The following is a 14496-nucleotide window of genomic DNA, read 5'->3' on the forward strand; positions in this document are numbered from 1 at the left end:
GTCGGCAGGTCATCAGTTGGTTTCGCCGTGCAGGGCGTGGCGGATGGCGCGATAGGCGAAGGTGATGGCCGGGCCAATGGTGATGCCGGGGCCGGGATAGGTACCGCCCATGATCGACTGCATGTCGTTGCCGCAGGCATAGAGGTGGCGGATCGGCTGGTTGTCGCGGTCGAGCACTTGGGCCTGTTCGTCGGTGACCAGGCCGTTGGCCGCGCCGATATCGCCGGGATAGAGTTTGACGGCGTAGAACGGCGCGGTCGCAATCGGCCCGAGCGTCGGGTTCGGCTGCTGGCCGGCATCGCCATTGACCCGGTGATAGGCGGTCGTGCCGCGGCCGAATGCGGTATCCACGCCGGTGGCCGCATAGCCGTTCATGGCGGCGATGGTCTGTTCCAGCGCCTGGTCGTCGATGCCGAGCTTCTCCGCGAGTTCGGCAACGGACGGTGCTTCCGTCAGATAGCCGTCGGCGAGGTAAGGCTTCAGCCGGCGGCCGCCGGGGCGCACCATGCCGAGCCCGTATTTCCGCAAGCCCTCGGCATCGGTGATCAGGAAGGCCGGGATGCAGGGCGCCTGAGGATGCGTCTCGAACATGGCGCGCGAAAACAGGTGATAGGACACGGTTTCATTGACGAAGCGGCGGCCGAGGCTGTTGACCGCCACCGTGCCGGGTTTGCTCCGGTCCATGACAAAATGCGGGAACACCGCGGTCGAACCATCCGCGCGCTTGCGTACCGAGACCGGCGCCCAGAAGGCATTATCGAGACTGCCCTCGCCGAAGCGTGCGCCGAGGCCGAGCGCCAGGTCCTGCAGTTCGCCGGTATGGCCGGGCGCGCCAGGGCTATAGGCGGGCGTCGGCCGGTGCAGCATTTCGGCGCGGCGCGTCTTGTGCCGGTTGAAGCCGCCCGATGCCATGACGACGGCGGAGGTTGCGGTGATGCGCCGCGCCGCGCCCTGGCTCGCCAGCACGACACCGGTGACCGTATGGCCGTCCCGGATGAGCTCGGTGACCGACGTCTGAAGCACAATGTCGACCTGGCGTTGCCTGAGTGTCAGCAGCATCCGGCCGATCAGTGCATTGCCCATGACCAGCCGGGTGCCGCGCGGGCGGCTCAGCCGGTCGAGGGCATGACGTCCAAGCATCTTGGCTGCGTGGCGGAACGAGGCTACCGACTGTTTCAGCTTCAACAGGTGGCCGATATCGGTACGGTCGACCATCATGCCGCCGAAGATCGTGAATTCCGGGATCGGCGGACGCACCAGCGCCAGGACCTCGCCCAGTTGCCGTCCGTCGAAGGGCAGGGGTTCCAGGGCGCGGCCGGTCAGCGTCGCACCCTCGACCTCCTGGACATAGTCCGGATGCAGCGCATAGGGCCTGAACCTGACATCGGAACCGGCCTCCAGCACGGCGATGGCTTTTGGTGCGCTGCGCAAAAAGGCCCGGCGCATGTCGAGCCGCGAATGATTGCCGACGACATTGGTCAGGAACCGGTCGGCCTTCTCGAAACTGTCGCCCGATCCCTTGGCATGGTGGCTGTTCGGTGCCCAGGTGGTGGCAGCCGACAGCGCCGTCGTGCCGCCGAGATATTCGGTCCGCTCGACCAAGAGAACCCGCTTGTCCTCGATCGCCGCGAACACGGCGGCCGCCATGCCGGCGCCGCCCGATCCGATCACCACCACGTCGTAGCTGGCGCCGTCCTGAAGGCCGTCGAGCTTGCCGATCATCGGCGCGCACCCGCTTCCGTGCTCGATCCACCCAGCAGGAATTCCAGCATCAACTGCTGTTCGGCCGCATACATGTCGCCGCCGACCGAGGTCTTGCAGCCGATGGCGCGGGCAGCCTCCACCATGGGCGACACGGCCGGCGCGGTGATCACGCAGCCGACGAACATGTCGGGCGTGAAATGTTCGATCCTGACCGGCAGCGGGTCGGTCGGCCGCATGCCGGCGGGCGTGGCATTGGCGATCAGTTCGAAACCGGCCGGATCGGGCGACCCGATGCTGACCGGCGTCGCCGTCACGGCGGCGAGCCGCTTGATCAATGCGTCGCGCCGCACGCTGTCCGCGTCATGGATGGCGAGCTCGCGGACGCCGGCCTCGACCAGGGCGAGTGCGATCGCCGAGCCGGCACCGCCGGCGCCGACCAGCAGTGCGCGTTTGCCCTTGGGCTCGCCGCCTTTGGCGCGCATGCCGCCGACGAAGCCGAGGCCGTCGAACATCTCGCCGAACCAGCCGCCATCGGCGGTCCGCCTGATGATGTTGACCGCGCCGAGGAAATGCGCCCGCTCGGTGGCGCTGGTGCAATGGGCGTAGCAGGCGAATTTATGCGGCACGGTGACGATGATGCCGTCCAGGTTCTGCGCCAGGCTGGCGCCGGCCAGCAGGCCGGGTAGATCCTTCGGCGCCACGTGGATCGGCACGCAGAGCGCGTTCCGGCCACGGGTGGCGAAGGCTGCGCTCATGCCGGTGGGCGATTTCACCTGGGCGATCGGGTCGCCGACGATGATGTGGAGCCGGGTCGCTCCGTCGACTGTCACGGTCATGGCAATGCTCCATCCCTTGTCGGGCTGTCGGGTCTGATCTCAATGAACGGCTTCGGGTGTCGCTTCGGCCTGGACGACGCCGAGCAGGCGCGCCTGCAGCTTGTGGTCCTGTTCGAGTACTGCGGCGTCGCCCTCGAAGGCGACCCGGCCATTGACCAGGACATAGGCCCGGTCGACGATCGGCAGCACGGTTTCGGCATGGTGCTCGACGATCACCATGGCGACCTTGCCGCGCAGCCGGACCAGCGCCTCCATCACCTCCTTGACGACCGCCGGGGCCAGGCCCTCGAACGGCTCGTCGAGCAGGATCAGCTTGCTCGGCATGACCAGGGCGCGGGCGATCGCCGCCATTTGCCGCTCACCGCCGGACAGGCTTTCGGCCTTGGCGCGCTGGCGCGCCTTCAGCCGCGGGAACAGCTCGAACACCGCGTCGAAGGACAGCCCGCCCGGTCGCGCGGCGATCTGCAGGTTCTCCATGACGGTGAGGTTCGGGAACAGCCGCCGGCCTTCCGGCACCAGGGAGATGCCGAGCCGGTTGATCTCATAGGTCTTGGATGCCGAGATATCGGTGCCGTCGAAACTCATGGCGCCGGAGCTTATCGCCAGGCTGCCGGTCAGCGCACGCAGCGTCGTCGTCTTGCCGACGCCGTTGCGTCCGAGCAGGGCGACGGCCTCGCCCTCGCGGACGACCAGGTTGAGATCGTCGAGCACCGACGAACCGCCATAACCGACGGCGACGTTTTTCACCACCAGCAGCGGTTTCGACGTGGTGGTGTCGGTACGCGTCACCGCCGGTGCCGCCGCCGCGCCGGCGTCCTTGGCGGCGCCGAGATAGGCCGCGATGACCTCGGGGTTGGAACCGACCTCGGCCGGCGGGCCATCGGCGATCAGGCGGCCCTGATGCAGCACGGTGATGCGGTCGGACAAGGCCAGCACCCGGTCGATATCATGTTCGATCAGCAGCACGGCGTGCCGGTCGGCGAGCTTGCGGATCAGGGCCGCCACGACCTGGCGATCGGCTTCGGCAAGGCCTGCCAGCGGCTCGTCGAGCAGCAGCAGCTTGCAGTCGGTGGCGAGCGTCACCGCGATCTCGAGCAGACGCTTGGCGCCGTGGGGCAGATTGGCGCACGGCTCGGCTGCCTGGTCGGCGAGACCCACCGCGTCGAGGATCGACCAGGACCGGTCGTTGATACCGGTCAGATCATAGGCGTCGCGGATCAGCCCGCTGATGCCGTGGCGCTGCGCCTGCACCGCGACCCGGACATTCTCGAACACGGTCAGGTTCGGGAAGATCGACAGGATCTGGAACGATCGGCTGATGCCGAGCCGGGCCCGCGCATACATCGGCAGACCGGTGATGTCCTTGCCCTCGAAGGTAATGGTGCCGCTGTTCGGCGGCAGGACGCCGGTCAGCATGTTGAACAAGGTGGTCTTGCCGGCGCCGTTCGGGCCGATGATGCTGTGCAGCCGGAACGGCATGACCTCGAGGTCGATGGCATTGGCCGTGACCAGGCTGCCGAAGCTCTTGCTCAAGCCCCTGACCGACAGGATCGGCCTGGCGGCATCGACCTGGATCGCGGCGCTCTCATAAGGCGCGATGTCAGCCGGGCGCGCAGGGATCGCGGCGCGCGTCAAGGTCCAGCGCTCGCGGCGCATGATCCGCTGGGCGAGCCCGTGGATGCCTTCCGGCGACAAGAGCGCGAAGGCGATGATGATCGGCGCGAAGATCAGCCACCAGTTCTCGGTCAAGGCCGACAGCCGGTTCTCCAGCACGATGAAGGCAATGGCGCCCCACAGCGGCCCGAGGAAATGGTGGACGCCGCCGAGCACGGTCATCAGGAGCGGGTCGCCGGCATGCTGCCAGCTCAGATTATTGGCATAGACCCCCTGCAGCATGAGGGTCAAAAGCGCGCCGGCATAACCGATGACGCCGGCCATCAGGGTGAACGAGCCGAGCTTGATCAGATAGGTGTTGTAGCCGAGGCTCGAGGCGCGCTGCTCGTTGTCGCGCACCGCCTGCAGCACCCGGCCGAAGGGGGCATGGACCAGCCGCCAGAGGAACCACAGGCCGGCGACGACGCTCGCCACCGTGAAGATGTGGAAGGCCATGTCGCTGCCGAAGGAGGGCCGCGGGACGCCCTGGATGCCGTTCTCGCCGCCGGTGACGCTGGTCCATTTGAACGCCAGTTCGAAGGCGATCTGCGAGAAGGCGAGCGTCAGCAGCGAAAAATAGAGGCCGCGGCGGCGGAGGATGATCAGCCCCATCACCAGCGCCATGACCATGGAGAAGACGACCGACAGCACCAGCGCGGCGAATTCGTTGCCGACCACGCTGACAATGGCGAAGGCGGCGGCATAGCTGGCGCAGCCGAAGAACACCGAGGCGCCGAACGGCACCAGGCCGGTATAACCGATCAACAGGTTCACGCCGGCGCCGTAGAGCGCATAGATGGCGATCTGGGTGACCAGCGAGATCGGCGCGCCGAGCGCGGTCCACAAGACCGACAGGGCGGTCAGCACGACCGCGACCCACAGGATCGGATTGGTCAGGAGCGACGGGGTTTTCATTCAAATCTCTCCCAACGCTCGCCGAACAGGCCGCGCGGCCTGACGAGAAGGATGATCGCCATCAGCACGTACATGGCCGCGCCCGAGGCTTCCGGTTTGAACTGGATGGTCATGGCGGTGACCAGGCCGACCAGGAGGCCGGCAATGATCGCGCCGTTATAGGAGCCGAGCCCGCCAATGGTGACGATGACGAAGGCCGGCATGATGGCGCCGGCGGCCATTGACGGATTGACCGTCCAGAGCGGCGCGGCGAGCATGCCGGCAAGCCCCGCGAGCAGGCAGCCGAGGCCGAACACGCCGGAGAGCACGCGCGGCAGGTTGATGCCGAGCAGGCCGACCATCTCGCCGTCGCGTGAACCGGCGCGCAGGATCCGGCCATAAGGCGTGTAGACCAGGAAGGCCCAGAGCCCGATCAGCGCGGTGACGGTCGTTGCGAGCACGAACAGCCGGTACCTGGTGATCAGGATCGGGCCATATTCGATGAAGCCGGACAGGAAGCGCGGCGCGCTGAACGGCACTGGCGCGCCGCCATAGGCGAGCCGCAGCAGGGCCTCGATCAGGAGCGCCAGCGCGAAGGTCAGGATCAGGCCGAGCAGCGGCTCCTTGCCGTAGAGCCTGCGGATCAGCACGAATTCGACCACGATGCCAACCAGGCCGGTCAGCACCGGCGCCAGCCAGATGGCGGCCCAGCCGAACTGGCGCGACAGCGACAGGGCGAAATAGGCGCCGAGCGCGAAGAATGCGCCATGGGCGAAATTGACGATGCCGAGCAGGCCGAAAATGATCGACAGGCCGATGGCGATCAACACGTAGAGGAAGCCGAGCACGAGGCCGTTGACGGCTTGAGACAGGATCATGTCGAGCATGGGGCACCTTCCGGAGCGGCGACACCGGCGGCATGGGCCGGTGTCGCGCCTGGCGCTCGCTATCGAGCAGTCATGGTGTCATGAGGGGATCGGGCGGACCGGGCGCCGTCAGACCCCGTCCATGGTGCAGCCGATCTGCTGGCGCGTGCCGAAGATCGGCTCGATCTCGGCGGCGCTGCGCGGCAGGTTGGCCTTGGCGTCGAAATAGTCCCAGCGATCGGTGATCTTGGGCTTGGTCTCGACCACCACGGTGCGCCGCAGCATCTGGTGGTCGAAGTCGCGATATTTGACCGAGAGGTCGCCTTCCCGGGTGGTCCAGCGTTCGAGCGCGCCGACGATCTCCGGGGCCGCCGTCGACTTGGCGAGCTCGATGCTTTCCAACAGCGACTTCATGCCGAACCAGCCCATCCAGGCTTTGTCGGCCGCCGGCCGGTTGTGCTTCTTCAGATAGGCCGCGGCGAAGGCCTTGTCCTCGGCGGTGTTGTTCGGATTGTTGAAGTACCAGGTCTTGGTGAAGATGCCGGTCGCGGCGTCAGCGCCGACGCCCCAGATATCGGTGTCGCCGATCGAGATTTCGGCGAAGGGAATGCGCCCCTTCATGCCGAGCTCGTTCCACTGCTTGAGGAAGGTGGTGAGGTCGCCGGCGGCGATGCCGCCGATCACCGCATCGGGCCGGGCCTGGCGGATCTTCAGGATGAAGGACGAATAGTCGGGCGTGTTGACCGGCACCTCGTCGGCGCCGACCACCGTGCCGCCGGCCTGTTTCAGGTAATCGGTGAACGACGCCTTGATGTCCTGTCCGAAGGCGTAGGACGCGGTCAGGAGATACCATTTCTTGCCGTGTTCCAGCACATAGGGCGCCAGCACGCGGGCATGGACGTCGACCGGCGGCTGCAGCCGGAAGGTATATTTGTTGCACGACTTGCCGGTCAGGTCGGCGGTCGCCGCATTGGCGGCGACGAATGGGATCTTGGCGCGCTTGGCGACCGCCGAGATGGCCAGCGCATTGGACGACAGCGCGCCGCCGATCAGGCCGACCACCTTGTGCTCGTCGATCAGGCGCTGGGCATTCTGCTGGGCGCCTTGCGGATTGGGCTCATCCAGCCAGACGATCTCGGCGGGTCGGCCGAGCAGCGTGTTGTTGAGCTGTTCGAGTGCCAGGAAACCGCCCTGGGCGAGATATTCCGACTGGTCGACGATGGTGCCGGTCTTGGCCCAGAGCATGCCGATCTTGATCGGCTCGGCGGCGCTGGCCTTGCCGATATAGGGCGCGCCGAGGTGGGTTGCGGCAAGACCGCCGGCGCCGATCAAGAGGCTGCGGCGGCCGATCAGGCCGAGCCTGGATGGGATCCCTGTCATGTCATTCATTGGCGTCCTCCCGGGGCTGATTTGTTGTTCTGCGGCATGCGTGGCGGTGACCGCCGCGTCCGTTGTTGGGCAGTGCTATAAATCAAACTGGAATCCGATTCCAGTAAAATTATTGAAACTGGAATTGCGTTCTGGTATTGTAATTCCCGCCCGATGGGATTGAGTCCTGCCGGGTCGAGCCCTGGCAGGCTCTGGACGATAAGGATCTCGGGACATGGCGAAACTCAGGATGGCGGTTGTCGGCGCCGGCGCGATCGGCCGGGCCCATGCCGAGGTCATCGCGGCCGGCAATGTCGCCGAGCTCGCCGCGATCGTTGACCCGACCGATGCGGGCAGGGCCGTCGCCGTGCATTTCGGCGTGCCGTGGTTTGTCGATCAGGACGCCCTGCTGGCGGCCGGCACGGTGGATGCGGCCATCGTCGCGACGCCCAACCAGACCCACCTGCCGGTTTCGCTCGCCTTCATCGAACGCGGCATTCCGGTGCTGGTCGAAAAGCCGATCGCCAGCACGCTGGCCGAGGCGCGGGCGCTGACCGCGGCCGCCGAGAAAGCCGGTGTTGCCGTCCTGGTCGGTCATCACCGGCGGCATAATCCGATCGCCAGGCGCGCCCGCGACCTGGTGCGCTCGGGCACGCTCGGGCGGCTGACATCGGTCTCGGTGCTCTACACATTCCTGAAACCCGACAGCTATTTCGAGCTCGACTGGCGGCGTCGCGCCGGCGGCGGCCCGGTCTTGATCAACCTGATCCATGAGATCGACCTGATCCGCTTCATCTGCGGCGAGATCGAATCGGTCCAGGCGGTCACCTCCAATGCGGTCAGGGGCTTCGAGGTCGAAGACAGCGCCGCCGTCATCCTCCGGCTCGCCGGCGGCGCGCTGGTGACGGTCAATGTCTCGGACACCGCGGTCGCGCCCTGGAGCTGGGATATGGCGACGCGCGAAAGCCAGCATTATCCGCAGTTGCCGGTGCCGGTGAATTCGCATTACCTGTCCGGCACGGCGGCGTCCTTGACCTTGCCGCAGCTCGACCTCTGGCGTTATCCAGGCAAGGCCGGCTGGCACGAACCGATCGCCCGCGAGACGGTTCCGGTCGAGCGCGCCGATCCCTATGCCGAGCAGATCCGCCACCTCTGCGCGGTCGCGCGCGGCGAGGAGCAGCCGGTGATCAGCGCCGCCGACGGCACCCGCACCCTGGAGGCGACGCTCGCCGTGCATGAGGCTGCCAGGATAGGAGCGCCCGTTGCTCTGAGCTATGGACAATAGCTGTGTTGAACGGAGAATCGCTGATGGCCGCGGCGCAAGATGAAGGCTCTGGCCCGTCCGGACTGCTGGAGAGAACCCTTGGTGTCCTGGAGATCCTGGCGCTCAACGCCCATGGGCTTCAGCTCTTCGAGATCGCCGACAAGCTGCATATCCCGCGCAGCGCCACCCATCGCGTCCTGACCAGCCTGGTCGAGCACGGTTATGTCCGGCAGGAGCGCTACCACGGCGCCTATCTGCTGACCGCCAAGATCGCCTCGCTCGCCTTCACCTTCCTGTCCGAAAGCGGCATCACCGACCTGGCCCAGCCGATCCTCGACCGGCTGGCGCGCGACACCGGCGAGCTCATTCGCCTCGCCCTGGTCGACGACCAGCGGCTGATCTGGGTCGCCAAGTCGCAAGGTGCCCAGTTCGGCCTGCGCTACGATCCGGACATGGGGCGCGAGGGCCGGCTGTCCTGTTCGTCGAGCGGCCATGCCTGGCTCTCCACCATGAAGGAAGAGGATGCCCTGGCGCTGGTCGCCAGGCAGGGTTACGGCTCGCGTGAGGAATATGGGCCGCGCGCGCCGCAGACGCCGCAGGCGCTGGTCAAGCAGCTGAGAGCCGCCCGCAAGCGCGGCTATGCCTTCGTGGTCCAGGCCTTCACCCCCTGGATGAACGCCATGGCGGCGATCATCCGTTCGCCGGTCACCGGCGAGGTCACCGGCACGGTCAGCATTGCCGGGCCGCATGTCCGGCTCACCGAGCCGCGCATGCACGAACTCGCGCCGCTGCTGCTGACGGCAGCCAAGGAATTGTCGCTTGCGAGCGCCGCCTCGCCGACGTTGTCCGGCCGTGCCGGCGGCGATCAGCGCGACGGCCTGGTGCCGCTGATCTGAGCGCGGCCGGGCGGGCGCCCGGTCCATCGAACCCGAGACAGGCCGGGAGGCTTCGGACATGCGCGTACTGGTCACCGGCGGCAAGGGTTTTCTCGGCGCCTGGATCATCCGGCGCCTGCTCAAACAGGGCCTGGCCGTCAGGATCTTCGACGTCGCCGAGGACCGGGGCCTGGTCGAGGCCATCGGCGGCATCAGGGCGGGCGAGGTCGAATGGCATGTCGGCGACATCGTCACGGGCGAAGACGTCCTGACGGCGGCCGCCGGCTGCCATGCCATCGTGCATCTGGCCGGGGTCCTGACGCCAGCCTGCCAGGCCCACCCGGTGCGCGGCGCCGAGATCAACCTGATCGGCACGCTGAACGTCTTCGAGGCGGCGCTTCGCCACGGCATCAGCCGTGTCGTCTATACCAGCAGCGCCGGCGTCTATGGTCCCGACGACGGCCTGACGCCACGCCCGACCACCCATTACGGCACCTTCAAGCTCGCCTGCGAGGGCAGCGCCCGGGCCTATCTCGCCGATCATGGCCTGGCCAGCATCGGCTTCAGGCCGTTCATCGTCTACGGCCCCGGCCGTGAGACCGGCCTGACCGCCGGACCGAGCCTGGCCTGCCGGGCGGCGGCGCGCGGCGAGAGCTACCGGATCCCCTATAGCGGCAGCGCCGGCCTGGTTTTCGTCGACGATGTCGCCGCGGCTTATGAAAGCGCCGTGCTGCGCGACCCCGCCGGCGCCCATGTGTTCAACCTGGTCGGCACCACGGTCTCCAATGACGATGTCGTCGCGGCGATCCGCCGGGTCGTCGCGAGCGCCGATATCACCGCCGGCGGACCGGCCCTGCCGATCGCGGCCGATGTCGATCCCGGTGCGATCGCCGCGGTCCTGCCCGGCCTGCCGCAGACCAGCCTGACCGACGGCATTGCCCTGACCGTCGATTTCTACCGGCAAGGTGGCCGCCTATGACCCTGCCGCGCCTTGGCGCCCATACCTTCGGTTTCGCCTGGGACCGCGATGCCGAGGCGGCGTTCGAAGCCCTCGCCGGCGCAGGCTTTTCGACCCTCCAGCTGATGGCGGCGCCGCCACATTACGATCCCTGGGCTGCCGACCCGGCCTTGCAGCGCCGGCTCCGCCGCCTGATCGATCGGGCCGGCATCGCGCTGCTGGCACTCGATCTGGCGAGCAACGACGTCAATCTGGCGAGCCCGTCGCGCGCGGTGGTCGATTTTGCCGTCGATGCCTATGGCCGGGCGATCGATCTCGGCGCCGACCTCGGCGCCCGCGGCATCTGCGTCGCCTCGGGCCGGCGCCATGCGCTGGCGCCGCAGGCAGGCGACCAGCTTCTCGGCATCTATCGCGACGCCTTCGAGCGCATCCTGTTGCGCGCCCGCGACGCCGGCATGGGTGTCGTCCTGGAGAACCATCCGAACGGCCTGCTGGCGGAGATGGAAGCGATCGAAAGCTTCCTGGCCGCCGGCGCTTATGATGGCGTTTCGATCGCCTATGACGTCGCCAATGCCGCCGCCATCGGCGAGGACCCCTCGGCCGGCTTGCGGCGGCTCCTGCCACATCTCGGCATCGTCCATCTCTCCGATGCGCCGCGCGGCGCGTGGCGCCATGATCCGATCGGCTCGGGCGATATCGATTTCTCGGCGATCGGCGGAACCATCAGGGAGATCGGCTTCGCCGGCCCGGTCGTGCTCGAAATCATCTCCAGCCGGCCGCTCGACGATATCCTGGCCGGCCGCGACCGGCTCCTGGCCGCCGGCTGGCATTTTGCCGGTCAACCAGGTTGAGGCGGCTCAGCGCTTCAGGTTGACCAGCACGACGCCGCCGAGCGCCAGCGCCCCGCCGGCAAGCCCCATCAGGCTCGGCACCTCGCCGAGCCAGAGAAAGCCGATCAGGGTCGCCACCGGCGGGATGCAATAGAGGAAGTTGGAGGCGCGTGCGGCCGGCAGGCGCGACAGGGCGGTGGCCCAGGCCGCATAGGCGATGAGCCCCGGCACGATGGCGAGATAGATCACGGCGAACCAGGCCGCCGGGCTCGCCTGGTATGCCTGGGCCAGGCCATTGGGCAGGCCCGGCGCCAGGCACAGCGCGCCGAGGATCATGTTGTAGGCCGAAACGGTCAGAGGCTTGTGGCGGGCAAACAGCGGCTTCTGGACGATGGTCGAGACCGCCGTGCAGACCGCCGAGCCGAGGATCATCAAGGCGCCCATGCCGAAATCGAGGCTGTCGCCTTCGCCGAGCGCGATCAGCCCGACACCGGCAAACGAGATGGCGGTGCCGGTCCAGGCCAGCGCCGAAAAGCGCTCGCCGAGCAGCACTGTCGCCATGGCGGCGGTCATGACCGGGCTGACATTGATGATGAAGCTCGCGGCGCCCGACGGCACGGTCTGCTCGCCGGCATTGAGCAGCAGCGTATAGAGCGCGATGAACACCACGCCGCCGAAGCCGAAGCGCCAGGCTTCGCTTGAGGTCGGCAGGCTCGGCCGGACGACCGCCAGGAACAGCGCGGCCGGAATGGCGGCGATGGCGAAACGCACCGCGCCGAGCTCCAGCGGCCCGAAGCCGGCAAGGCCGGCGCGGATCGCCGGAAACGACGAGGCCCAGCCGATCACCGTCACGGCGACGGCGGCGATGCTGATGCCGTCGACGCTGGCGCGGGCCGGCTGGCTGGGGGTCATGGCGCTCATCGGTGGCCTTGGGCGGTGGTCGGACCGGGGGTTTGTCGGCCTGACGGCACCGGTTGACAATCGAATAGACCGGGGCTCAGCTGTGAGCATGGATCACAGCTTGAGCCCGCTGCCACCGCTCGACACCCTGCGCGCCTTCGAAGCGGCGGCACGCGCCGGCAGCTTTTCCGCTGCTGCCGACGCCTTGAACCTCACCCACGGCGCAATCAGCCGGCAGGTCGCCCGGCTCGAACACTGGCTCGGCCAGCGGCTGTTCGAGCGCGAGGCGCGCGGCGTCTCGCTGACGCCCGAGGGCGAGCGGCTGTTCGAGAGTACGACCGAAGCCTTCGCGCTGATCGCCGAGACCTCCGACCGCTGGAGCGAGCCGCGCGGCGGCGCGGTGGTCCGGCTGAACTCCTTGCCGTCGATCTGCGGTCTCTGGCTGATGCCACGCCTGGCGCGGCTCGAGGCGGGCGATCCGCCGGCGCGCATCTCGTTCCGGATCGACCAGCGGCAGGTCGATCTCGGCGAGGCCACCGACCTGGCGCTGCGCTGCGGCCGGGCCGGCGTGCCCGGCCGGGTCTCGGTCCAGCTGTTCGAGGAATGGTGCTACCCCGTCGCCTCGCCCGCGCTCGCCAGGACGCTGGGTTCGGGGCAAGCCGGGCGGATCCTGACGGCACCGCTGATTCACGATTCCTGCGCCTCGACCTGGCGTGCCTGGTTCGGCAGCCATGGCCTCGACTATCGGCCGCGGCCGCAGGACCGGCGCTTCGAGGATTACAGCCTGGTGCTGGATGCCGCCGCCCACGGCCTCGGCGTGGCGCTGGCCCGGCCGCCGCTGGCGCAGGCGCTGATCGACAGTGGCCGCGTCGTGGTGGTCGACCCGCACACGGCGCTCAATCCGTTTTCCTATTGGCTCGACCGGGCGCCCGGCGACGTCAGGCCGGCTGCTGCCGCCGTCGCCCGCCGGATCGGCGAGGAGGCCGGTGTCGCACCGGCGGCCATGGAGCGGTTCTTGCGGAGTTAGGGCAGGGGGAATCAACCCTCTCCCAAAGGGAGAGGGTGGCGCCGTCAGGCGCCGGGTGAGGGGCGTAAGCCCTCAGAACTGATGCCGCCGCGCTTCCCGCATACCGTCTCATTCGGAGAGGGACGACCCCTCACCCGGCAGCTGACGCTGCCACCCTTGCATGTTTGCGGGACCGACTCAGCGCAGGCTGAGAGGTGCGTCGAGGCCGGTGGCCACCGGCCTCGACGCGGATGTCCGGGACCGTTTCACCCTTTGGCTCAGCACCGCGGGAGAGCATGGTCCGGCCGTCCTCTGGCTCTTGTCCTGAACAGATGCTGGGGAGGAAGTCCCGTATGCAAGGCAAGGAAGCGTCCAAACAAGAGACCGAAGGCAAGTCTACCGTGGGAATCGACGTCAGCAAGAGCTGGCTCGACATCCACGTTCTGCCCGGCGGGGAGACCCACCGTTTTGCCAATGCCGAGTTGGGCATCCGGCAGTTGAAGCGCTGGCTTCAGCGCTTTGATCTGGCGCTGGTCGTGGTCGAGGCGACCGGCAAGTGGCACCGCCAGGTTCGCCGAAGCCTGCATGCCTCGGGCGTGCCGGTTGCCGTGGTCGATCCTTATCGCGTGCGCATGTTCGCGCGTGCCACGGGCACCTTGGCCAAGACCGACCGGCTCGATGCCCGCGTGTTGGCCCTGTTCGCGCGGGCCATGAACCCGGCCCAGCGACCGCCGGCACCGGAAGCCCTCGATGCGCTCAATGAGTTGGTCAGCGCCCGCGATGCGGCCGTCGGCGAACAGACAGCCCTCAAGAACCAGCGGCACGCGGTCACCGACAAGTTCCTGATCCGCCATCTCGCTCACCGTCTCACCCGGATCGCCAAGGCTATCGAAGCCATCGCCGGCGAGATCGCCAAACGCATCGCGGCCGATCCATGCCTGGCCAGACGCCACGACATTCTGATCTCGATCCCTTCGTTCGGCCCGGCGGTCGCCACGACCCTGGTGGCCGCCCTGACCGAGCTGGGGACCTGCAACATCAAACAGATCAGCCTGTTGGCGGGACTAGCCCCGATCGCCGATGATTCCGGTGAACGACAGGGCGTCCGCGTCATCTGGGGCGGACGCTCCCGGGTGCGCCGCGTTCTCTACCTGGCGGCGCTCTCGGCCACGCGCTGCAACGCCGACATGAAAAGTTTCCACGACCGCCTGATCGCCAAGGGCAAGAAGCCCAAATGCGCCCTCATCGCCGTGGCTCGAAAGCTCGTCGTCCTCGCCAACACCCTTATCGCTCAGGACCGCACTTGGGCCACTCACGCTCCAAAACAGGCTTGACCCGAAAC

12 protein-coding genes are annotated in these 14496 nt (G+C 67.7%); 6 read left to right on the plus strand and 6 right to left on the minus strand.

What is annotated here, in order from left to right:
* Positions 1–12 precede the first annotated feature (12 nt).
* From E8M01_RS18070 to E8M01_RS18090, 5 genes are all read right to left on the minus strand, one after another.
* Positions 13–1722 (minus strand): FAD-dependent oxidoreductase, encoded by a 1710-nt coding sequence (locus E8M01_RS18070; protein ID WP_136961394.1) that lies wholly within the window; start codon positions 1720–1722, stop codon positions 13–15.
* A complete protein-coding gene (locus tag E8M01_RS18075; RefSeq protein WP_136961395.1) occupies positions 1719–2540 on the minus strand; it encodes a shikimate dehydrogenase family protein in 822 nt (273 codons plus the stop codon). The genes E8M01_RS18070 and E8M01_RS18075 overlap by 4 nt, the downstream gene beginning before the upstream one ends.
* Positions 2541–2579: 39 nt before the next feature.
* A complete protein-coding gene (locus tag E8M01_RS18080) occupies positions 2580–5108 on the minus strand; it encodes a branched-chain amino acid ABC transporter ATP-binding protein/permease (RefSeq protein WP_136961396.1) in 2529 nt (842 codons plus the stop codon).
* Positions 5105–5974: a branched-chain amino acid ABC transporter permease gene (locus E8M01_RS18085; RefSeq protein ID WP_136961397.1), complete on the minus strand. Its 870-nt coding sequence runs from the start codon at positions 5972–5974 to the stop codon at positions 5105–5107. The genes E8M01_RS18080 and E8M01_RS18085 overlap by 4 nt, the downstream gene beginning before the upstream one ends.
* Positions 5975–6082: 108 nt before the next feature.
* Complete coding sequence (locus tag E8M01_RS18090; protein ID WP_136961398.1) at positions 6083–7342, minus strand: ABC transporter substrate-binding protein; 1260 nt, start codon at positions 7340–7342, stop codon at positions 6083–6085.
* Between the two features lie 214 nt (positions 7343–7556).
* Here E8M01_RS18090 and E8M01_RS18095 point away from each other — a divergent pair, with 214 nt between their 5' ends.
* From E8M01_RS18095 to E8M01_RS18110, 4 genes are read left to right on the plus strand one after another with little or no spacing between them, the layout of a single operon-like run.
* Positions 7557–8606 (plus strand): Gfo/Idh/MocA family protein, encoded by a 1050-nt coding sequence (locus E8M01_RS18095; RefSeq protein WP_136961399.1) that lies wholly within the window; start codon positions 7557–7559, stop codon positions 8604–8606.
* Positions 8607–8629: 23 nt separating this feature from the next.
* Positions 8630–9481, plus strand: coding sequence for an IclR family transcriptional regulator (locus tag E8M01_RS18100; RefSeq protein WP_136961400.1), 852 nt, complete (start codon positions 8630–8632; stop codon positions 9479–9481).
* A gap of 58 nt (positions 9482–9539) precedes the next feature.
* The gene (locus E8M01_RS18105; RefSeq protein ID WP_136961401.1) at positions 9540–10439 is read left to right on the plus strand and encodes an NAD-dependent epimerase/dehydratase family protein; all 900 of its coding nucleotides are present in this window, start codon (positions 9540–9542) and stop codon (positions 10437–10439) included.
* Complete coding sequence (locus tag E8M01_RS18110) at positions 10436–11269, plus strand: sugar phosphate isomerase/epimerase family protein (RefSeq protein ID WP_136961402.1); 834 nt, start codon at positions 10436–10438, stop codon at positions 11267–11269. The genes E8M01_RS18105 and E8M01_RS18110 overlap by 4 nt, the downstream gene beginning before the upstream one ends.
* Before the next feature lie 6 nt (positions 11270–11275).
* Here the strand turns inward: E8M01_RS18110 and E8M01_RS18115 are convergent, their stop codons facing one another.
* Positions 11276–12169, minus strand: a complete 894-nt coding sequence (locus E8M01_RS18115) for a DMT family transporter (protein WP_136961403.1) — start codon at positions 12167–12169, stop codon at positions 11276–11278.
* An 88-nt stretch (positions 12170–12257) separates the two neighbouring features.
* Here E8M01_RS18115 and E8M01_RS18120 point away from each other — a divergent pair, with 88 nt between their 5' ends.
* Both E8M01_RS18120 and E8M01_RS18125 read left to right on the plus strand, forming a co-directional pair.
* Complete coding sequence (locus E8M01_RS18120; protein ID WP_136961404.1) at positions 12258–13175, plus strand: LysR family transcriptional regulator; 918 nt, start codon at positions 12258–12260, stop codon at positions 13173–13175.
* 332 nt (positions 13176–13507) lie between these two features.
* The gene (locus E8M01_RS18125; protein ID WP_136961405.1) at positions 13508–14488 is read left to right on the plus strand and encodes an IS110 family RNA-guided transposase; all 981 of its coding nucleotides are present in this window, start codon (positions 13508–13510) and stop codon (positions 14486–14488) included.
* The last annotated feature ends 8 nt before the right edge of the window (positions 14489–14496 follow it).

This window comes from Phreatobacter stygius (assembly GCF_005144885.1).
Lineage (GTDB): Bacteria > Pseudomonadota > Alphaproteobacteria > Rhizobiales > Phreatobacteraceae > Phreatobacter > Phreatobacter stygius.

What these genes read in the sequence shown, in the direction of transcription:
- E8M01_RS18070 (WP_136961394.1), bottom strand. Translation starts at nt 1,722, where the DNA reads ATGATCGGCAAGCTCGACGGCCTTCAGGACGGCGCCAGCTACGACGTG.
- E8M01_RS18075 (WP_136961395.1), bottom strand. Translation starts at nt 2,540, where the DNA reads ATGACCGTGACAGTCGACGGAGCGACCCGGCTCCACATCATCGTCGGC.
- E8M01_RS18080 (WP_136961396.1), bottom strand. Translation starts at nt 5,108, where the DNA reads ATGAAAACCCCGTCGCTCCTGACCAATCCGATCCTGTGGGTCGCGGTC.
- E8M01_RS18085 (WP_136961397.1), bottom strand. Translation starts at nt 5,974, where the DNA reads ATGCTCGACATGATCCTGTCTCAAGCCGTCAACGGCCTCGTGCTCGGC.
- E8M01_RS18090 (WP_136961398.1), bottom strand. Translation starts at nt 7,342, where the DNA reads ATGAATGACATGACAGGGATCCCATCCAGGCTCGGCCTGATCGGCCGC.
- E8M01_RS18095 (WP_136961399.1), top strand. Translation starts at nt 7,557, where the DNA reads ATGGCGAAACTCAGGATGGCGGTTGTCGGCGCCGGCGCGATCGGCCGG.
- E8M01_RS18100 (WP_136961400.1), top strand. Translation starts at nt 8,630, where the DNA reads ATGGCCGCGGCGCAAGATGAAGGCTCTGGCCCGTCCGGACTGCTGGAG.
- E8M01_RS18105 (WP_136961401.1), top strand. Translation starts at nt 9,540, where the DNA reads ATGCGCGTACTGGTCACCGGCGGCAAGGGTTTTCTCGGCGCCTGGATC.
- E8M01_RS18110 (WP_136961402.1), top strand. Translation starts at nt 10,436, where the DNA reads ATGACCCTGCCGCGCCTTGGCGCCCATACCTTCGGTTTCGCCTGGGAC.
- E8M01_RS18115 (WP_136961403.1), bottom strand. Translation starts at nt 12,169, where the DNA reads ATGAGCGCCATGACCCCCAGCCAGCCGGCCCGCGCCAGCGTCGACGGC.
- E8M01_RS18120 (WP_136961404.1), top strand. Translation starts at nt 12,258, where the DNA reads ATGGATCACAGCTTGAGCCCGCTGCCACCGCTCGACACCCTGCGCGCC.
- E8M01_RS18125 (WP_136961405.1), top strand. Translation starts at nt 13,508, where the DNA reads ATGCAAGGCAAGGAAGCGTCCAAACAAGAGACCGAAGGCAAGTCTACC.